This is a genomic window from Paenibacillus sp. MAHUQ-63 (assembly GCF_028765165.1).
GTDB lineage: Bacteria > Bacillota > Bacilli > Paenibacillales > NBRC-103111 > Paenibacillus_E.
The window spans coordinates 110,447-130,818 of the sequence record NZ_JARADB010000005.1 but is presented as its reverse complement, the minus strand read 5'-3'; the positions used below and the strand labels follow the sequence as shown (position 1 = coordinate 130,818).

18 protein-coding genes are annotated in these 20,372 nt (G+C 52.2%); 9 read left to right on the top strand and 9 right to left on the bottom strand.

Annotated elements, in window-relative coordinates; all coding sequences use genetic code 11:
• Window positions 1-43: 43 nt before the first annotated feature.
• The 4 genes from PUT07_RS26550 to PUT07_RS26535 all read left to right on the top strand — a co-directional run bounded on the left by PUT07_RS26550 (window position 44) and on the right by PUT07_RS26535 (window position 5,334).
• Window positions 44-1,705 (top strand): glutamine--tRNA ligase/YqeY domain fusion protein, encoded by a 1,662-nt coding sequence (locus tag PUT07_RS26550; protein ID WP_274471792.1) that lies wholly within the window; start codon window positions 44-46, stop codon window positions 1,703-1,705.
• 822 nt (window positions 1,706-2,527) lie between these two features.
• Window positions 2,528-3,232 carry a response regulator transcription factor gene (locus PUT07_RS26545; protein WP_274471791.1) on the top strand — a complete coding sequence of 235 codons (705 nt, stop codon included), beginning with the start codon at window positions 2,528-2,530 and terminating at the stop codon, window positions 3,230-3,232.
• The gene (locus PUT07_RS26540) at window positions 3,226-4,632 is read left to right on the top strand and encodes a sensor histidine kinase (RefSeq protein WP_274471790.1); all 1,407 of its coding nucleotides are present in this window, start codon (window positions 3,226-3,228) and stop codon (window positions 4,630-4,632) included. The genes PUT07_RS26545 and PUT07_RS26540 overlap by 7 nt, the downstream gene beginning before the upstream one ends.
• A 78-nt stretch (window positions 4,633-4,710) precedes the next feature.
• Window positions 4,711-5,334: a hypothetical protein gene (locus tag PUT07_RS26535; RefSeq protein WP_274471789.1), complete on the top strand. Its 624-nt coding sequence runs from the start codon at window positions 4,711-4,713 to the stop codon at window positions 5,332-5,334.
• 78 nt (window positions 5,335-5,412) lie between these two features.
• On the opposite strand, the gene PUT07_RS26530 is transcribed toward PUT07_RS26535, so the two are convergent.
• On the bottom strand, window positions 5,413-6,549 hold the full coding sequence (locus PUT07_RS26530; RefSeq protein WP_274471788.1) for a winged helix DNA-binding domain-containing protein: 1,137 nt from the start codon (window positions 6,547-6,549) through the stop codon (window positions 5,413-5,415).
• Window positions 6,550-6,710: 161 nt separating this feature from the next.
• On the opposite strand from PUT07_RS26530, the gene PUT07_RS26525 reads away from it, so the two are divergent.
• Complete coding sequence (locus tag PUT07_RS26525) at window positions 6,711-7,208, top strand: CBO0543 family protein (RefSeq protein WP_274471787.1); 498 nt, start codon at window positions 6,711-6,713, stop codon at window positions 7,206-7,208.
• A gap of 210 nt (window positions 7,209-7,418) precedes the next feature.
• On the opposite strand, the gene PUT07_RS26520 is transcribed toward PUT07_RS26525, so the two are convergent.
• Entirely contained in the window at window positions 7,419-7,613 is a 195-nt protein-coding gene (locus PUT07_RS26520; RefSeq protein ID WP_274471786.1) for a hypothetical protein, read from the bottom strand.
• Between the two features lie 327 nt (window positions 7,614-7,940).
• Here PUT07_RS26520 and PUT07_RS26515 point away from each other — a divergent pair, with 327 nt between their 5' ends.
• The 4 genes from PUT07_RS26515 to PUT07_RS26500 are packed head-to-tail and all read left to right on the top strand — an operon-like array spanning window position 7,941 to window position 11,039.
• On the top strand, window positions 7,941-8,264 hold the full coding sequence (locus tag PUT07_RS26515) for an ArsR/SmtB family transcription factor (protein ID WP_274471785.1): 324 nt from the start codon (window positions 7,941-7,943) through the stop codon (window positions 8,262-8,264).
• Between the two features lie 8 nt (window positions 8,265-8,272).
• On the top strand, window positions 8,273-9,676 hold the full coding sequence (locus tag PUT07_RS26510) for an arsenic transporter (protein ID WP_274471784.1): 1,404 nt from the start codon (window positions 8,273-8,275) through the stop codon (window positions 9,674-9,676).
• A 45-nt stretch (window positions 9,677-9,721) separates the two neighbouring features.
• Window positions 9,722-10,150 carry an arsenate reductase (thioredoxin) gene (gene arsC, locus PUT07_RS26505; RefSeq protein WP_274471783.1) on the top strand — a complete coding sequence of 143 codons (429 nt, stop codon included), beginning with the start codon at window positions 9,722-9,724 and terminating at the stop codon, window positions 10,148-10,150.
• Between the two features lie 40 nt (window positions 10,151-10,190).
• Window positions 10,191-11,039 (top strand): DUF72 domain-containing protein, encoded by an 849-nt coding sequence (locus PUT07_RS26500; protein ID WP_274471782.1) that lies wholly within the window; start codon window positions 10,191-10,193, stop codon window positions 11,037-11,039.
• Between the two features lie 183 nt (window positions 11,040-11,222).
• On the opposite strand, the gene dgoD is transcribed toward PUT07_RS26500, so the two are convergent.
• From dgoD to PUT07_RS26465, 7 genes are all read right to left on the bottom strand, one after another.
• Window positions 11,223-12,371 (bottom strand): galactonate dehydratase, encoded by a 1,149-nt coding sequence (dgoD, locus tag PUT07_RS26495; protein ID WP_274471781.1) that lies wholly within the window; start codon window positions 12,369-12,371, stop codon window positions 11,223-11,225.
• A 32-nt stretch (window positions 12,372-12,403) separates the two neighbouring features.
• On the bottom strand, window positions 12,404-13,048 hold the full coding sequence (locus tag PUT07_RS26490; RefSeq protein ID WP_274471780.1) for a bifunctional 4-hydroxy-2-oxoglutarate aldolase/2-dehydro-3-deoxy-phosphogluconate aldolase: 645 nt from the start codon (window positions 13,046-13,048) through the stop codon (window positions 12,404-12,406).
• A 16-nt stretch (window positions 13,049-13,064) separates the two neighbouring features.
• On the bottom strand, window positions 13,065-14,681 hold the full coding sequence (locus tag PUT07_RS26485; protein WP_274471779.1) for a response regulator: 1,617 nt from the start codon (window positions 14,679-14,681) through the stop codon (window positions 13,065-13,067).
• Window positions 14,678-16,438: a sensor histidine kinase gene (locus PUT07_RS26480; protein ID WP_274471778.1), complete on the bottom strand. Its 1,761-nt coding sequence runs from the start codon at window positions 16,436-16,438 to the stop codon at window positions 14,678-14,680. Before PUT07_RS26480 ends, PUT07_RS26485 begins: the two co-directional genes overlap by 4 nt.
• 114 nt (window positions 16,439-16,552) lie before the next feature.
• The gene (locus tag PUT07_RS26475) at window positions 16,553-17,371 is read right to left on the bottom strand and encodes a carbohydrate ABC transporter permease (protein ID WP_274471777.1); all 819 of its coding nucleotides are present in this window, start codon (window positions 17,369-17,371) and stop codon (window positions 16,553-16,555) included.
• The gene (locus tag PUT07_RS26470) at window positions 17,368-18,252 is read right to left on the bottom strand and encodes a carbohydrate ABC transporter permease (RefSeq protein WP_274471776.1); all 885 of its coding nucleotides are present in this window, start codon (window positions 18,250-18,252) and stop codon (window positions 17,368-17,370) included. The genes PUT07_RS26475 and PUT07_RS26470 overlap by 4 nt, the downstream gene beginning before the upstream one ends.
• Before the next feature lie 152 nt (window positions 18,253-18,404).
• A complete protein-coding gene (locus PUT07_RS26465; RefSeq protein ID WP_274471775.1) occupies window positions 18,405-19,754 on the bottom strand; it encodes an ABC transporter substrate-binding protein in 1,350 nt (449 codons plus the stop codon).
• Window positions 19,755-20,372: the final 618 nt, after the last annotated feature.

Genomic DNA, 20,372 nt, shown 5'->3' with positions numbered 1-20,372 from the left:
TAGAAAATAAAACTTTAACCATTGGGAGAAAGGCTGGCACAATATGGAAACGAAGACTCCTACGAGCACGACGTCCAATTTCATTAAGAACATTGTAATCGAAGATTTAAATTCAGGCAAAGTCAGCCAGATCGTTACCCGATTCCCCCCAGAACCGAACGGATACCTTCATATAGGACATGCGAAGTCGATTGTTCTCAATTTCGAATTGGCGGATGAGTTCAAAGGACTGACGAACCTCCGTTTTGATGATACGAATCCCGTTAAGGAAGATACCGAGTATGTAGAATCCATCAAAGCCGACGTCGCTTGGCTGGGATTCCAATGGGACGGCCTCTTTTTTGCATCGAATTATTTCGAGGAAATGTACAACCGTGCGGTGCTGTTAATCCGCAAAGGCCTGGCCTACGTCGACGACCAAACGGCCGATCAAATCCGCGAGACGCGCGGGACGCTGACACAGCCCGGAACGAACAGCCCGCATCGCGACCGCAGCGTGGATGAGAACTTGGCTTTGTTCGAACGGATGCGCGCAGGAGAGTTCAAGGACGGCGAGCGCGTGCTTCGCGCGAAGATCGATATGTCTTCTCCGAATATCAACTTCCGCGATCCGGTCATTTATCGTGTCGTTCATGCGCACCATCACAACACCGGGGACAAATGGTGCATCTACCCGATGTACGCTTATGCGCATCCGATTGAAGACGCAATCGAAGGCGTTACGCATTCCATCTGTACGCTGGAGTTCGAGGACCAACGCCCGTTCTACGACTGGGTCATCCGCGAGTGCGAGATGCCGAATGTGCCTAGACAATACGAGTTCGCCCGCCTGAACCTGACCAATACCGTGATGAGCAAAAGAAAGCTGAAGCAGCTCGTAGACGAGAAAGCCGTTGACGGTTGGGACGATCCGCGGATGCCGACCATTTCCGGACTGCGCCGCAGAGGCTTCACGCCGGAATCCATTCGCAACTTCGCCCGTGAGATCGGCGTGGCCCGCAGCAACAGCACCGTCGATGCGAAGATGCTCGATCATTTCATCCGCGAGGATTTGAAGCTGAAGGCTCTGCGCACGATGGGCATTCTGAACCCGCTCAAGGTTATCATCACGAACTATCCGGAGGATGGCGTGGAGTATTTGGATGCGGAGAACAACTCGGAGAACCCGGAGATGGGGCACCGCCAAATTCCGTTCTCCCGTGAGATCTACATCGAGCAAGATGATTTCATGGAAAACCCGCCGAACAAATATTTCCGGTTATTTCCCGGCAACGAAGTGCGCCTGAAGAACGCGTACTTCATCAAGTGCAACGACTTCGTCAAAGATGCCAGCGGCAAAGTGGTGGAGCTGCACTGTACGTACGATGTCGAGACGAAGAGCGGCAGCGGCTTTACAGGCCGTAAAGTGAAGGGCACGATCCACTGGGTCGATGCGAAAACGGCTGTGCCGGCGGAGTTCCGTCTCTACGAGCCGCTCATTCTGGACGATGAAGAGGATGAGAACGCATCTTTCCTGGAGAATCTCAACCCGAACTCGCTGACGATCGTGCAAGGTTTCGTGGAAGCGAATATGAAGGATGCGAAGCCGCACGATAAGTTCCAATTTTTCCGCCACGGTTATTTCAACGTGGATCCGAAGCATACGACCAGCGATAAACTGGTGTTTAATTTGATCGTTTCGCTGAAGAGTTCCTTTGAAGTGTAAAATGAGAGGATGTCCCGGACGCCGTTTGAGCGTCTGGGGCATCTTTTTTTGCGGGGTTAGACGGGACGAGGCGGAGCGGAGCGGCGTTAGCCGGGAGGTGGCGTGGCTGCGGCGAGCAGATCTAACGGACTCCACGGCCGTTAATGTGGAGAAAACCGCTGTGTCGTGGGTCTAACGGACACGGGGGCTCCTATTTGCCGATTGCGAGGGTGAAATCGGGTCAAATTGGCGGAATAGCGTCGCAGCAGTCCGTTAGTGTTATAAATCTGCGGGGAATCGCCGAATAAGCGCATCTGTGTCCGTTAGCCGGGAGCGGCTGCGGCGAGCAGATCTAACGGACTCCACGGCCGTTAATGTGGAGAAAACCGCCGTGTTGCGGGTCTAATGGACACGGAGGACCCTATTTGCCGATTGCGAGGGCGAAATCGGGTTGAAATGGCGGAATAGCGTCGCAGCAGTCCGTTAGCGTTATAAATCGGCGGAGAATCGCCGAATAAGCGCATCTGTGTCCGTTAGCCGGGAGCGGCTGCGGCGAGCAGATCTAACGGACTCCACGGCCGTTAATGTGGAACCGCCGTGTTGCGGGTCTAACGGACACGGAGGACCCTATTTGCCGATTACGAGGGCGAAATCGGGTCAAATTGGCGGAATAGCGTCGCAGCAGTCCGTTAGCGTTATAAATCGGCGGGAAATCGCCGAATAAGCGCATCTGTGTCCGTTAGCCGGACGGCGGACGCGGCGCATCCTTGAGATATTAATTTTTTATTCACAAATATCCGGTATGATGGAGTCATAGATCCAATGTTCAGGGGAGTGTGACGTGTGAAAACCGTACTGGTGGTAGACGACGATCTTAATATTTGCCGCATAACGAAGCTGTATCTGGAGAAAAGCGGCTATACGGTAGTGACGGCGCATGACGGGGAGCAGGCGCTCGTGCAGTTCGAGCTCCTTCAGCCCGACTTCATCGTGCTGGATATCATGCTGCCGAAGAAGGACGGCTGGTCGGTATGCCGCAACATTCGCACCATGAGCGATGTGCCCATCCTGATGCTGACAGCCCGGGGCCACGTGGACGAGCGGATCGAAGGCTTGCAAATGGGAGCGGACGATTATTTGGTGAAGCCCTTCGATCCGAACGAGTTGGTCGCCCGCGTGGGGACGATCCTTCGCCGGACGCTCGCCCGGCCCGAAGCTGCGGTGCCGTCTCACATTTATGAAGCCGGCAGCCTGCGGGTGGACGCGCTGTCCCACGACGTCACCGTGGATGGCCAGCTGGTCGCTCTGCCCAAGAAAGAGTACGAGCTGCTGCTGTTTTTCGTACGTAATCCGAATCAAGTGTTCACCCGGGAAGATTTGATCACGAAGATTTGGGGGTGGGACTTCGAGGGCGAGGATCGCGTCGTCGATCTGTACATCAAGCGGCTGAGGCAGAAGCTGACGGCGCCTGGCCAAAGCAAAGCGGACTGGAGTATCCGCACGGTCTGGGGCATCGGCTACAAGTTTGAGGGGCCGGAGTCATGCTGAACTCTTTTTACCGTAAAATGCTGTTCATCTATATGTCCATCACAATCGTGTCGATTATGGCGATTTCCGGGACGATCGGTTATTCCATGAAACAGAAGACGTACGACCGCAGCGAAAAGGTGCTGCTGGAGAAGGCCGACCAGGTCGATGAGCTGGCGAAGGCGCTGTTCGACGGTTCTACGCTGCAGAAGGATTTCCGCAAGCAGATTAGCGCCATCGAGAAGTCTTCCAACGTGCGCGTTGCTGTCATTAAGCATCCGAAGGCCATTAACGATAAAATCCAAACGATCGGCGAGACCCCTGCCCGTAAGGAGTGGCTGGAGAAGGTGCTTGCCGGGAACCAAGTGACGGCGCGGGGCAACTTCGCCCCGAACAGCACGGTCAAAATGCTCATCGTCGGCCGTCCGGTAACGCTGGAGAACCGCGTGGCGGGAGCGATATTCCTCTATACGCCGATCATCAATATCCAAGGCACCATTAACGATATCAACCGGGCGATCTTCGTCTCGGCCATTTCGGTGGCGCTGCTGGCGATAGCGGTGCTGTATTTTGTGTCGCGCCATTTTGTGAGGCCGATTCAGCTGATGAGCAAGACGGCGGAGGCGCTTGCTCTGGGAGATTTCAGCGGCAGGGTGCCCGTCCGGGGGAAGGATGAGATCGCCTCGCTATCCGGCTCGCTCAATCGGATGGCGGGCAAGCTGCAGAAGGTGGAAGAGGGGCGCAAACGATTCCTCTCCGAAATCTCCCACGAGCTGAGGACGCCGCTGACGACGATTCGGGCTTCGCTGCAAGGGATCACGGATGGCGTTGTAGAGCCGGAGGATGCGAAGGAGTTCATCCAGGTTTCGCTGCAGGAAACGCTGCGGCTGAGCGCATTGGTGGATGATTTGCTGGAGCTGTCGTCTTTTGAAGAGAAGCAAGTGAGGCTGAGCTTTCAGCGGACAGATGTGTCCGAGGTCATCGGGCTTGTCGTGACGCAGTTGAAGATGAAAGCCAAGTCCAAAGGGATCGAACTGCATGCGGACGCCCCGGTGCCTTATAGGGTGTCTGCGGACGCCGACAGGCTGAGGCAAGTTTTCATCAATTTGCTGGACAATGCCATTAATCACATTCCGGAAGGCAGCGAAGCGGGGATTCGTGTGAGAACGGTCAAGAGCGAGCGTTGGATCGAGGTCTGGGACAACGGTCCGGGGATTGCACCGGAGAAGCTGCCCTATCTGTTCGACCGCTTCTACAAAGCGGATGAAAGCCGCAACCGTTCGGGAGCCGGGCTCGGACTCACGATCTGCAAGCATATCATGGAGGCTCATGGCGGTTCGATTCGAGTGGAGTCCAGGCTGGGATCGGGGACGGTGTTTAAACTGTTTCTGCCGGAAGCTGCGACGGGGGCGGACACATGACAAACTTATGACATAACTATTCGCTATGATAGGTTCGTAAGGCGAGCATAACCAAATTCGAATCGAGGAGCGATACTTATGCTGAAGAAATTGACAGGATTTGCATTAGCGGGAGCGATTGCGTTAGCTGTTCCGGTGGCGGCTTTTGCTGCGGACTCGCAGGGTTCGGCGTCACATCCGTTTCACCAATTACTGCAGGATAAAGCGCAGGCTTTCGGCATATCGGTGGACGGCAAAACGAACAAACAGCTTAAGGATGAGCTGAAAGCCGCTCTCACGGCTAAGCAAACCGAGCGCTTGAACAAAGCTGCAGCGAAGCTGGGCGTCTCCACGGATGGCAAAACTGCCGAGCAGCTCAAAGCAGATATTAAGGCGGCTGCGCAGGCGAAACTACAAGAGAGAGCGGCGAAGGCCGGGATCTCCACGGATGGCAAAACGAGCAAGGAGATCAAAGAGGCGCTGAAAGCGGCAGCCTTGACGAAGCTGAAGGAGAAAGCGGCCGCCGCCGGCATCTCGACCGATGGCAAAACCGCGAAGGAGCTGAAAGAAGCTCTGAAAGCAAGCAAAGACGCGAAAAGATCGGCCGCGTTGAACCAAAGAGCCCAGAAGCTGGGGATCTCGACGGATGGCAAAACGGCGGACCAAATCTTCGCTGAGGTGGAAAGCGCACTGAAAGCGAAATGGGCAAAAGCAGCAAAATAGGCCGCTGGATCAAAAAGGGACAATCTGGATGGTGGAGATTGTCCCTTTTTGACGTTCATCACTTTGCCGGGACTGGTTTTATGCATTCAAAATATGGAATTCCCTCGAATCCGCATTCGGTGCGAGAAAGGTAAGGAGACGATTGGCTTCGGCTTCTACTGCTTGGAGTTCGTTATCCGGCATGGGACTGAATAGGGTGACGGTCAAGACGCCCGCCTTGCGTTTCTCCGCGAAGGACCAGATGCCGCGGACAAATCCGTTGACTAATAGGGTGGCGCGGATGATCCCATTGTCTGTGAATACGCGATGCTTCAGCTCATCATCCATGATGCGCGCGCGGTTCTCATAGGATAGGAGCATATTATCGAACTCCCCCAGGAACCGGGGCGGAGCAGGGAGGGAGGCGTCCGGTCTGGGCGCCTCCGGCAGGTCGAAGAGCTCCGTCCCCTGCTCATCGCGGAATGTGAGCAGGCTGGGGCGCAGCCGTTCCACGACCTCGCGCAGCCGGGTAAGCCCCGACCATACCTGCATATCCTTCACAGATGCAGGTCCGAAGGCCGCCAAGTAGCGCAGCACCATGGCTTCCAAGCTGGCCGCCTCCGCCAGCGGACGCCCGAGCCATGCCTCCGCCGTCGTATGGACGGCCTGTCCCGATGTGCCCCAGATGCCTCGCGGGGGCACTTGAACCAGCGGCAAGCGGCAGCGCGCCGCTTGCGCCATAGCCGTGGCCTCGCCATGCGGCCACAGCTCTTGGAGGCGCTTGCCGAGCTCACTGAACGTGAGCGGCTGCGCCTCCAGCAGCGCTCGCCCCGCGGAGGCGAGCGCGTCCAGGTCCAGTTCGGCGAGCTTCTTGCCGAACGCGCCTTGCAAGCCGCGCTCCTGCACAGGCTGCAGGAGCGGACGAAGCGTCACGCAGTCGTCTGACGTGACGAGGTGGATGGTAGAGCGCATGAGGGCGATGCGCACGATATGTTTGTCCAGGATGAGCTGAGAGAGCTGATCCTGGTGGAAGTTCCGCAGGCGGGTCCACAAGCCTATGTAGGGCGGATTGGGGGCTTGCGCCTGCAGGCCGACCAGATGCTTAACCGCTGCGAGGACGGGCATGTCCGAACGCGCGAGAAGCAGCTGCCGGGCCAGGAGGGCGCGGTTGAGATCGCGGCGGCTGACGATTTGATTCGGTTGGTTGGTCATGTACAAATGCCTCCAGCGGTTCATTCATTTCCATTGTAGAACATGCATCCTGACAGCTGTTTGTCAGTGATGAAGAGGAAATTGTATTCCTTGTCTCTGCAGCTGTATATTTCTTCAAGTTAATTGTATAATATTGTAAGTTATCTGTATAATATATACAACGTGACGAGGGGATATGGCTGCATATGCACTTATTTATGGCATTTTTTACGATTTGGGCATCGTATCGTTGGGGAGATTGGCGGAATTGGCAGAAGTATCACCCGACGATGATGTATTTCTCGTTAGGCAATCTACTGTACAACTTTCTTTGTGCCGACCATATGCTGTGGTCGTTGACGCCCGACCTCTATAATAACGGGTTTACGGAAATGCTGTACACCTTCATTATATTCCCGGCCACGGCCCTCTTATTTCTGACCAATTACCCGGAAGGCCGGAAGAAAATTGTGTTCCACTACGTGCAATGGATCCTGATCTATGGCGGCATGGAATACATCTACTCTCTGACGAACCGCATTGATTACGATTACGGCTGGTCGCTGGGCTGGTCCGTCCTATTTGACTGCATTATGTTTCCCATGCTCAAGCTGTTCTCGGTTAAACCGTTGTTGGCTTACGGGATTTCGGTTTGTTTGACCGCATTTTGGATGAAGCTGTTTCATGTTCCATTTCTAGGATGAGCGATTGAAGTAGGAGTCTGCAAGGAAGCCAAATGGGCACGGGTTCTGCCAGATAAGGTTTTGGGGGATTCAAGCACAGTTTGAAGGGCCAAACATATGAGGTTCAAGATATGTATTTTGTAACTGTTTTGGAGTAAAGTGTTTTGAAGGCTTCTCCCGCCGTCCCAAACGGCGGGGAGGGGCCTTAGGAGTTATGGATGACTTATTGAATTAGCAGCAAGCAGGTTCACAGCAAGCGACTTGAGTTTGTTTTGATTTAAATAAGGCAGCAGTTCTTTCGAAGATATTACTAAATGGCTTGTGGCGTTGTGGTTGTGGTTCCATGGACTCCTGTTGGTTAACAGGGTTTTCTAACTGATACTGATTGACATACATAAGCTGTGGATTTACATCGTGAAGCAGCATGCGACTACACTCCTTTGATCAAATAATTTTGATTTATTAATTAAAAAAATGATGACCTGTTTAAATGCGCATACACGATCTGCGTCGAAAAGGTTATAATGTTTTTACCTGATCAATTAATCAAAAATTATTGATTTAACGATAATATATACCATAATAAGCCATATTGCAATACTAAATCAAAAATATTTGATCATTTGAAGGTTTACAAAACCTTAACTTTTATATATAACTGAATAATTATATAATCATTTACGAATAAATGGTGAGAAGGCTATAGGAACTCTTAAGAGGTTTGAATGTGCCGATGTAAAGGAGCGTGTAATTTTGACCGATATTGAACAATTATCCGACATGTGTAAGCTGCTTGGGGACAAAATGAGATTAACAATCCTCTCTTTGCTCAAAGAACGTGAGCTGTGCGTATATGAGATTGTTGAACTCTTACAAACCAGTCAGCCTAATGTGAGCCAGCATATGCGTAAGCTGAAAGCCGGCGGTTTAGTGAAGGAAGCCAAAAAGGGGCAATGGGTGTTTTATTCGTTAAACATTGAGGATAAGCCCTATCTGCATGAGTTTTTTCAGCACCTGCCATCCCAAAAAGAGAAAGTGGATGCGGTATCTTGCGCAGATCTCAATTGTTGTGATTAGGAGGAAGCATGACTTACATTGCGGTATTTATTTTTCTGCTTACATTAACATTCGTTATTTGGCAGCCCAAAGGTCTTAACATCGGATGGTCTGCTTCTGGCGGCGCCATCCTTGCGCTTATTTTCCAAGTCGTGTCTTTCCAAGATGTCCTGACGGTCACCTCCATCGTTTGGAATGCTACGCTCGCTTTTGTCGCGATTATTCTCATTTCTTTAATCTTAGACAATATCGGATTCTTTGAATGGGCTGCCTTGCATATGGCGCGAATTGCCAAAGGGAACGGACGGCTCATGTTTGTTTACGTCATTTTATTAGGTGCGGCCGTTGCTGCCTTCTTCGCAAATGATGGTGCAGCGTTAATTCTAACGCCCATTGTATTGGCCATGGTTCGAGCGTTGAAGCTTCCGGACCCTATGATTTTGCCTTTCATCATGGCGAGCGGTTTCATTGCGGATACAACTTCTCTGCCCTTGGTTGTCAGCAACTTAGTGAACATCGTATCGGCTGACTTCTTCGGCATCGACTTTGTCACCTATGCAAGCCGCATGATTGTCACGAGCCTCTTTTCATTAGCGGCAAGCCTTGTGGTCTTGTATCTGTTCTTCAAAAAAGACATTCCAATGAGTTACGATATCAAACAGTTAAAACGCCCCGTCGACGCTATCAAAGATCTTAAGTTATTCCGCATGTCGTGGGTTATCCTCGGTATCCTTCTTGTCGCCTATGTGAGCAGCGGATTTATCAAAATTCCTGTTTCCATCATCGCGGGTGTCGTAGCCTTGCTCTTTATAATCATGGCGAGGTCTAGCAAAGTGATCGAAACAAAACGAGTGATTAAAGATGCCCCATGGGCGGTTGTTATCTTCTCCATTGGCATGTATGTGGTGGTGTATGGCCTTAAAAATGTGGGTCTCACCGATGCCCTTGGTAACGTGATTGAAAACCTGGCGGGACAAGGCTTATTGGCTGCAACAGTCGGAATGGGCTTCTTGTCGGCTGTTTTGTCCTCCATCATGAATAACATGCCGACGGTTATGATTGATGCGCTTGCCATTAAGGGGACGAATACAGAGGGCATGATTCGAGAAGCATTGATTTATGCCAACGTTGTTGGAAGCGACCTTGGACCGAAGATTACACCGATTGGGTCACTCGCAACCCTATTGTGGTTACATGTTTTATCTACAAAAGGTGTCAAAATCACTTGGGGGCATTATTTTAAAACCGGTATTATCCTTACTGTTCCGACGCTTCTCGTTACCCTTATAGGGCTTTATTTGTGGCTCTATGTTATCCATACTTCTAGTGTGAACATTTGGTTGTTCATTGTTGCGATTGCAGTGGTTGCGGTAGTCGCTGCGCTGGTCATAAAGGCAATTTTAGGCACAAAACAATTGAAAAAAGGGCACTAAGGCGCTTAAGCTTGATATGATCTACACAAAAGGAGAAATGAAACCATGGAGAACAAGAAACCGTTAGTCTATTTTCTTTGCACAGGAAACTCATGCCGCAGCCAAATCGCTGATGGCTATTTAAAAGCTCTAGGCGGGGACAAATACGAAGTAAAGAGCGCGGGCTTGGAAGCGCACGGATTAAATCCGCGAGCCGTGGCAACGATGAAGGAAGCGGGTATCGACATTTCGAACCATACTTCCGATGTCATTGATCCTGGCATTTTGGCTCAAGCTGACTATATCATTACTTTGTGCGGCCATGCTAACGATAACTGCCCCGTTGTTCGCAATGATAAAGCGGAAAGATGGCATTGGGGATTCGACGATCCTGCCAAAGCAACGGGCACTGAAGAAGAAATCACGGCGAAATTCCGTGAAGTGCGTGAATCCATTAAGAACCGCATTGAACAATTCGTAAAAGAAGGCAAGTAGGATGACCGGAGTAGCTATCTTCTTATAAAGTGGTGGGAACATGATAACAATTGGACTTGCTGGATGGGGAGATCACGATGACTTATATGAGATTGGAACCAAGCCTCAAGATAAATTGAAAGTATATAACAAATACTTTTCCGTTGTTGAAGTAGACAGTTCCTACTACGCCATTCACAAGGAAAGTTTGTTTTCCAAATGGGCGATGGACACATCCAATGAATTTACGTTTTTAATAAAGGCCTATCAAGGCTTAACAGGACATACGCGGCAGCCTTATACAGCTGAAGAGACAGATGCAATGTTTCATAGTTTTATCGAGTCAATTGAGCCTGTCATTCGTGCAGGCAAGCTAAAAGCGGTTCTCTTTCAATACCCGCCTTGGTTCGATTGTAACAGGGACAATGTACATTTATTACGGTTAACAAAAGAAAGAATGGGCGATATCCCTGTAGCCCTGGAATTCCGCCACCAGAGCTGGTTTAGTTCGGAAATGAAAGAAAAGACATTATCTTTCATGATGAAGGAAGGCTGGATCCACAGTATATGTGATGAACCTCAGGTGTTTCCGGGATCAGTTCCGACGGTCTTAACCCCGACTAACAAGACCCTAACCGTTGTTCGTTTTCATGGGAGGAATGTATCAGGCTGGACTTCGAGCAGCAACGCAAACTGGCGGGAGGTGCGCTATCTTTACCGTTACAATGATGAAGAGCTGCTTGAGTGGAAGAAACAGTTGTTGAAGCTTGAAGAGGAAACCGATGAGGTTTGTGTGATCTTTAATAATAACTCGGGAGGGGATGCTGCTTCTAATGCTATGAGGCTTTCCGATCTCCTGGGATTTGAACAGAAGCACCTACCTCCGGAGCAACTGGATATGTTTGAATGAATTGGAAAAAGAGAAGAAGATGAAGAGTCGAATTCGTTTGCTTTTAACGATTTTGCCAACTTCATCTTCTTTATGTATTTTCATTTTTATTTATACCTATTAATTTCTGTCCGCATCCGCATCAAAACGAACAAAAAGACTGCCCCAAGGTCACTAGACCTTAAGACAGTCCCTAGAATCAACTTACCACTCCGCTACAGTACCGTCCTCTTGGCGCCATACCGGGTTCTTCCAGTTATGCCCGATAGCCGCCATTTCACGGACTTTGTCCTCGTTGATTTCGATGCCGAGGCCCGGCGCCGTGAGGTTCCTGACGAAGCCTGCTTCGTATTGGAACACGGTCGGGTCTTTCAAATAATCAAGCAGGTCGCTGCCTTGATTGTAGTGGATGCCGAGGCTTTGCTCCTGAATGAACGCATTCGGGGAGCAAGTGTCGAGCTGCAGGCACGCGGCCAAAGCGATCGGTCCTAACGGACAGTGCGGGGCCACGGCAACGTCGTACGCTTCGGCCATAGCGGCAATTTTGCGAGTTTCCAGGATGCCGCCGGCGTGGGACAGATCCGGCTGGATAATGTCCACATAGCCTTGGGCCAGCAGATCTTTGAAGCCCCAGCGCGTATACATGCGCTCGCCGGTAGCGATCGGGCAGGAGGTATACCGGGCGATCTCGCGAAGCGCCTCATTGTTCTCCGGCAGCACGGGCTCCTCGATGAACATCGGCCGGTACGGCTCCAGCTCTTTCACCAAAATCTTGGCCATCGATTTGTGGATGCGTCCGTGGAAATCGATGCCGATGCCGATGTCTTTGCCGACGGCTTCGCGAACGGCTGCGATCCGGGCGATGGCCGCGTCGACCTTGCTGAGCGAGTCGATATAGTGCATCTCCTCGGTAGCGTTCATCTTCACCGCCGTGAAGCCCGCAGCGACCTGCTGCTTGGCGGCCTGTCCGACATCGCTCGGACGGTCCCCGCCGATCCAGCAGTACACACGTGTGCGGTCACGGCAGGCGCCGCCTAGCAGGTCATAGATCGGGGCGTTGTAGAACTTGCCCTTAATGTCCCACAGCGCTTGCTCGATACCGGAGATTGCGCTCGTCAACACCGGTCCTCCGCGATAGAACCCGCCGCGGTACAGCACCTGGAACAGATCCTCGATGCGCATCGGATCGGTGCCGATAATATGCTCGCTCATCTCCATCACGGCAGCGGCGACGGTATCCGCTTTCCCTTCCACGATCGGCTCTCCCCAGCCGGTAATGCCTTCATCGGTCTCCACCTTTAGAAACAGCCATCTTGGCGGCACTTTAAACAGCTCTAACTTCGTAATTTTCATGGTTAACGTCCTCTCCCATAACTTAGAATGTCTTACTGGTTCACGGCCGCCATCAGCTGCTCGGCGTAAGTTGTAATCGCTTTATAATTCCCTTTTTCAATTTCGCTAAGCGAAACCAGACTTCCTCCCACCCCTACGGAAAAAGCGCCCGCAGCCAAATAATCCGCTGCATTATCCTTCGTGATTCCGCCGACAGCAAGAAGATTGACATCGCTCAGCGGTGCCCGCACTTCTCGCACATAAGACGGCCCCAGGCTGGAGCAGGGGAAAAGCTTCACGACGGATGCGCCGTAATTCATCGCCTGCACGATTTCGGTAGGCGTAAGCGCACCGGGAATCGGGAGCACCCCGCTCGCCAAAGCCTGTTCGATCATGCCGCCATCGACATTGGGGGAGATCAGGAACTGTGCGCCGGCCTGTATGGCTTCCCCGGCTAACTTGGCATTCAGCACCGTACCGGCGCCGATCATCATGCGGCCTTCGTATTGCTTGCGCATCATCTGGATGATTGGCAGTGCGCTCGGCGTATTGAGCGTTACCTCGGCCAGCTCGATCCCGCCTGCGGCCAGCGCCTCGAACAGAGGCTGAGCCTGAGCGGGCGAGATCCCCCGGATGATGGCAATGACTTTGGCGGACTTCAGCTTGGCCGCAACTACAACGGCTTCATCGCTGCTCATAGGGTCATCCTCCTTTCTACGAATATTGATCGCGATATTCCTGCGGCGTCATGCCGTAGTGCTTCTTGAATGCGTGGTTGAACGAATGCGGCCGTTGATAGCCCAGTTGGGTGGCAATTTCATATATTTTGTCTTGGCCGTTCTTCAGCAAGTAAGCCGCTTTATCCATACGCACCCGGTTCACATAATCGCTCAGGTTATCGCCTGTTTCGAGCTTATAAATTTTGGAGACGTAGACCGGATGCAGGAAGACGTGATCTGCAATCGACTGGAGCGAGACATCGCTGGCCAAGTTCTGGTCGATAAAGGTGCGAATATCCTTAATCAGCGTGACGCGGCTGTCTTTGCGCTCCTGGTCCATATCTTCTCTCATAAGGTGCAGGGAACGAATGGACCAGTCCCTCAATTGATTCACGGTACGAAAGGGGATCCCCTCCGTCATCCGGTTATACTCGCCGCCGATCAACTGGTGGAGAGGTCTGCCGTTCTTATGGGCAATGTAGGCGAAAGCCGACGCCACCGAGAAGTAAACCTCGAGCAAATGCTCCTGTGACTCGGAGAACCGCGCTTCCATTTCATCGAAAATCAGGCTCAGCTTCTCCTCCGTGTCCTCCCAACGCGCGGCCTCCAGCAGATGATTGAGCGTAGGCGGCTCATACAGTCGCTGCAAGGCGGACAACGCAGGTTGGACAGCCTCGTCGCCAAGCCGGATCAACAGCTCATGCTCGCTGCCGATCTGTTTGCGGAACGCGTTCAATGAAGCGTTATACAGCGCCGTAACATCCACCGGGAAGGCCCCCCAACGGCTGAGCAATATGGAGATTTTGCCTTTCAGGTAGTTATTCACGGCCGATTGCAGTCCGGAGGCGGTTCGCTCGAGCCAAGCCGGATCTTCTTGATCCGCGTCCAACGGCTTCTTTTTCATCACAAAAATCAAATAATCATGCGCATCCTTCGTATGCCAGCTATCGAATTTCTCCGCGAACAATTCCTCGACCATATTGCTGATGGCATATTCCATCAAGGACAGCCTGCTCATGTCGTACTCAAGGAAATCCGATTCCAGCCGGATCATCATCAGCACGCAGGTCTGCTCATGGAAGTCGGGAAGCTCCAGCATTTGCATTTTATCCCGCAGCGACTGTTCGCTCAGTTTGCGCCCTTGCAGGAGATCGTTCAGCAGGTTACCGCGGAGCAGAGGCAGGTTCTCCTTGACGGTGTAAGCAAGACGCTGCTTGGAGATGACCTCCTGCCACTCTTGCTCGAGCTTGCCCTTGACCCTGCCGACAGCAGCCAATAGGTCCTGCTCGGTGACGGGCTTCAGCAAATAATCCTCGGTGCCTTGCAGGATCGCTTCTTTGGCGTAATTGAAGTCGGAGTAACCCGACAATAGAATGCATTTGGTTTTCGTCCATCTGCGGTTAATTTCGGCAATAAGCTGCAAGCCGGAGATGCCCGGCATCTGGATGTCGGTAAGGACGATATCAATGGAGAACTGTTCCAGCAGCTCCAGCGCTTCCTGGCCGGAATACGCTTTGAACACCTGCTCGATTCCTATGGATGCCCAATCGATAGTCGTATGAAGACGGTCGACCACATGCGCTTCGTCATCGACAATGAGTAGTTGGATCATAGCCGGATCCCCCCGTCGGCAGCCGGAAGGGACTTGTGCGCTTCGCGTTTCCAGGTTAACACAGCCTTCAAGCCTCCTTGGTTACCGGGTTGGAACGTCAGTCCCGATCCTTCCCCGAATTGATAAAACAAGCGGTGGTGCACGTTCCACGTGCCGCAGCCGATATCGTCGGACATCGGCGATTGCAGCTGGGCGTGAAGGGCGGCCAGTCCCGCCTCGTCGAGCCCTGTGCCGTTATCTTCGACTATGATGCGGTTCCAGTTCTCATCCTGCTCGCCCGTGATGGCGATGCGGTCGCCCTCCACGCTGCGCTCGATGCCATGAAGAATGGCGTTCTCGACCAGCGGTTGGAGAATGAGCCGGGGTACGGGCTCGTCCAGCATCGCCTCAGGGACGGTAATATCATATTTCAGCCGGTGAATGCGAAGATGCTGAATGTTCAGGTAGTGGCCGACGAGGTCGAGCTCATCCCGGAGCCTGACGGCCTGCTTCTCCACCCGTGTCGTATACCGGTAAAATTCGGCCAAATTTTGCGCCATCGCCACGACGGATTCCTTATCCTCCATCTCGGCCGAGTTAATGATGAAGAACAAGGAGTTATACAGGAAATGCGGATGAATCTGCGATTGCAGCTGCTTCAAGGTAGCTTCCCGGGAGCGTATTTTCTCCGCAAAGACGTCCTCGACCAGCACCTGAATGCGCTCCGCCATTTCATTGAAGCGCTGAATAAGGAAGTCGAATTCATTCTTGGCTGTATATTCGATCCGGGCGGACAGATCGCCGCGTTTTACTTTTTGCACGCTTTGAATCATTTTCCCTAGAGGGATCTGGACGTTCCGGTACAGCAGGAAGGAAGCCAACACACTCATGATGAGCAGCAACCCGATGGTGATGTAAAATAGGTTGCGCGTCATCGTAATAGGCGACAGTATTTTCTCCACAGGCACGTAATCGACTAAGTACCAGCCTAGCTGTGCGGATTTCACATAGGAAATCAAATATTGCTGGCGGTCGATTTCGAATTGCACTTGACCGGAGGCGGGCAGGTCCGCTTTCGCGGCCAACTGCGCTTGGATCTCGCCGGCAATCTCCCGGTTGGAGGAGCTGTTCAAGATGAGGCCCGTTCGGCCGTTCACCAGGAAAGGATCGCTGCGCTTATCCTGCTTGTACACATCCATGAGATGCATCATGTTCTGCACGCTGAATCTGACCTGATACAGCACGTTAGCTTGATCCACCGTCTGGGCGCGAATCGGCTCGCTGATCTCCCGGATGAACGATCCGACGCCTTTATCGCTTTCTCGGACTTCATATGTCCAGGTGCGGCGGATTTCCTGCTGCCAGGGCCATACATCGGTACCATTGACGAAAATGCTGGACGACAGCACCTGCTTCCCCTTCGGGATGGCGACCGTAAGCTCATTGACCCAGCCGCTGGATACGCTTTGGAGACTGAGCTTCTGAATTAATCGGGATTGCTCCTTCAGCACGTCATAATCCGGCGAATCGCTGAGGTTGATATACTCTCTCATATAAGGATCGCTGCCGAGAATGACGGGGGACATGGACAGACGCTCCACATCCGCATCCAGCTGATGCATGAAGAAGGAAAGCTGGTTCAAGTTCGATGACTGGATTTGATCCTGTACCACATGGTTCGTAATCCGGTTCGTATAGCTGTACAGCAGCACGATCGGAATAAGGAGCAGGACGAGCAGAATCAATATTTTGCTGAAAATGTTTAGTTTATAGGGCATGCTGACTCACCTTCCGAATATCCGCTAAGCGTTAGTACTTAGAGTATACGCCTACGAGAGAAGTCATCCAAATACATGGACAACCTCTCTCGCAGTTGCATCCTTCGGCAAGCATCAGCCTTTGACGGCGCCTGCGGAAAGTCCGCTGACGACATAGCGTTGGGACACTAGCGCGATCACAAGGACCGGCAAGGTGATGATGCAGGCGGCGGCCATCAAGGCGCCCCAGTTGATTTCGGAGTAAGACATAAAGTTAAAGACGGCGATCGGCAGTGTTTTCGTCTTGTCTCCGGCCAGAATGACCGAGAACATGAAGTTGTTCCACGAGAAGATGAAAGAAAGCAGCGAAGCCGTAATGACACCGGGACCGGAGATCGGCAGAATGATCCGCAGGAAAACCTGATGGTGCGTACAGCCGTCAATCAGGCCCGATTCTTCGATTTCTGTCGGCAGCGCTTCGAAGAAGGAGATCATGATCCAGATGATGAAAGGCAGACCGACGAGCATATGGCTTAGAATAAGTGCGGTATACGTGTCTACCAGATGAATTTTGGAGAACAGAATAAACCACGGAATCAGGAACGTAATCCCCGGTATAATCCGGGCGACGAGAATGAGCAGGCCAAGCTTCTGCAGATGGTGCCTGGCAATCGCATAAGCCGCAGGGAGTCCTAGAATCAAGGACAACAGGGTGGAGCCGAAGGCAACGACGAAGCTGTTCCAGACGAATTTCAGGAAATCGTACTCCTGAAACACGGAGACATAGTTATGAAATGTCGGCTTGAAAATAAACAAATCGCCTGTCGATAAAATTTGCGATTGCGTCTTGAAGGAGGCAAGCAGCATCCAGACGAACGGGAATGCAAAGACGATCAGCACAACGAAGGTGAGCAGCGTTTGCATAATGCGGGGGAACCTTTTTTGCTTCTTCATGATGCCGCACCCTCCATTCGTTTACGCATCCAAATCATGAATAAGGTAAGACCCATGACCAGCGCGAAGAAAATAACCAGCAGCGACGAGGCCATGCCGAGCTTGAAGTATTGGAAGCCAAGTACATAGCCGTACAGGTTCAGCGTCTCCGAAGCGAAGTTCGGTCCGCCCTGTGTCGTGGCATAGATGATGTCAAATGTTTTCAAAACGTCGATTAAACGCAGCATAGCGGCAACGATAATCGTTGGTCTCAGCAGGGGAAGCGTGATGGAAACGAACTTCCTCCATGTGCTCGCGCCGTCTACGTCGGCAGCTTCATAAGGATCCGTCGGCAATGTAGCCAAGCCGGCCATAATAATGAGCGCAATCATCGGCGTCCACTCCCACACGTCTACGATGACGAGGGACGGAATGACCTGATTCGGGGAAGCGAGCCACAGCAGCGGCTCGAAGCCCAGCGATTTGAGCATCATGTTGGCGACGCCGATCGTCGGCTCATAAATCAGCATCCAGACGAGGCCCATCGCTACCGGGGTTGCAACCATGGGGAGCAGGAACACCGTCTTGACGAGATTTTTGCCGCGAAATTCCCTGGACAGCAGCAGCGCGATGGCGATGCCGAGAATTACTTCCAACGACAGTGCGGCGATGGTGAAATAAAACGTGGACCCTGCGGCATGCCAGAAGCGCTCGTCTTTCAGCAGCGCCGCATAGTTGGCGAGACCGACCCACGCGGGAGGCGTAGTCGCCGACATGCTCCACTCGTAGAAGGAGATACGAACGGTATATATGATCGGAAACAGCATCATCAGCATGACGAAGATGACGGCCGGGAGTGTATAAATCCATTTTAAGTTGCGGTTAAACCAGCTGTATTGCATCTGCAGTCACCCTTCCTGATGTTAATGGGGGGAATCCCTTATCTAAGGAATATCACCCCGGGTAAAATCCATTCCTTGCTGGCCAACGGGATTTTACCAAGAATGAAAGGAAAAAGGGTCATCAGATGACCCTTTTCACCCCTGAACTTTCGTTATCTCGTTTTATCTTTATCCATGATCGTTTGCAGCGCTTGGTTCGCTTTGTCCGCAACCGGTTGGATGTTCGTTTCGCCGGACATAACCTTTTGCACGATTTCACCGACAGCATCGCGAGCTTCGCCTACGCTGATAACGGTCGGACGGTCGTGGTCGACGCCTGTTTTGGCGCTTTCCTTGATGATCGGAACGAGCTCGGCCGGGAAGCCGGTTGTACCCTCCGGTTTATCCCATACGGATGCGCGGGCGCCCGGGTTGCCTTTTTGCTGGGTTTTCAACACGACATCTTTGCTTGTAGCCCATTGGATGAATGCCCACGTCGCATCTTTGTTACCGGACTTGGCGTTCATCGCCAGACCCCAAGATGTGATGCTGTATGGCTTGGAGCCTGCTTTGCCCCCAGGGAACAGCGCGAAACCAACTTGATCGGCTACTTTGGATTTCGCCGGATCCGTCGCGTTCTGGTACAAGGAGTTCGCGTCGGTCAAGAACGCAACCTTGCCTTGTGCGAAAATACCGAAGGCTTGCGGCCAGGACATGTTGAGCACGCCTGGAGGTGCGTAGTCTTTCAGTAATGTGCCGTACGTGGTGAAAGCTTTGATCGCTTCCGGCGTATTGATGCTAGCCTTGTCGCCTGTCGTGAAGTCAGCGCCTTCCGAGTAGAGGTAGGAAGAGACTTGGGTGACGAGCGGGGATCGCTGGCCCCTGGCAACGAAGCCGTACATTTCGTTCTTCGGATCGTGCAGCTTCTTCACCGCAGCGTTCAGCTCATCGAGCGTCTTCGGTACGGCGATGCCGGCCTTTTGCAGCAAATCCTTACGGTAGTACAGAATCTCTTGCTCCGTAATGATCGGAATACCGGCCAGCTTGGAATCTACCGTGGTGGAGCCGATCGCCGATTTGGAGAAATCATTAAAATCGTAGTCCTTGGCTTTCTGCGCGTAATCGTCCAGAGGCTGTACCCAGCCGTTCTTGTAGAACAGCTTGCCTTCCTGAAGCGGACGATACATGAACACGTCAGGTGTTGCAGAGCCGGAGGTGAATTGAACCGTTAGCTTCTGCGTCAGCTGATCCTCGAAGAAGCTCTCCACATTCACTTTAATACCCGTTTCTTTCTCGAAGTCTGGCAGCAAAGGCTTGATGGCTTCCGCCCAAGGGTGGTTGGCTGTGACCAGCGAGATCGTTTTGCCTGCGTATGGCTTGGCGTTAGCGGTTGCCGCCGCGCCTGCGCTTGGTTGTGCGGATGATTGCGGGGTATTCGTCGTGCTTCCGCAGCCTGCAACGAACGTTGCGGCCATGACAGCCGTCGTACCTACGCCAATCCATTGTTTGAGTGATTTCTTCATCTAATATGTGACCTCCCGTGTACGCTGGAATGTATGTGCTTACATGTCTAAGAGTACCCCATTCCGCTTTCCGGTTATATAACTAAGATTTAAGATGTATAACTACGGCTGAAGGTAATTGAACTATGTTAGCTTTCCCTGTTTATCTTTTCCAAAACGTATTTCCCAAAGCCACGGACCTGGCTAACGGACACCACGGCCGTTATATCAATAGAAATGACGCCGCTGCGAATCGAACGGACACCAGAGCGCTTATTTGCCGATTTTGATAGGGAATTCGAGTACAAAGTGGCAAATAGCGGCGGTGGTGTCCGTTAGAAATGCGAAACGCTCCATATTCATTGAATAAGGGCAGCTGTGTCCGTTAGCCGGAGCGGGCAGCTCAAAGCGAGCTGACCTGACTGAATTGGTTATCCTACAATTCGTAATAACGTCTACGGAGCGCAAGCAGCTCCTCGTGCATCCAAAGCGCCAACGAATCCGGTGGCATACCCGTGCACTGTCGAGCGCATCTGAAATTCGCCTTTGCGCGGCTCCGCGTTTATCGGGTATTGTATAGGATAAGGCGCGAAATAAAGGAAACGGACGGTTACGGGTAGCGCTCGTTTCAATTCGAGT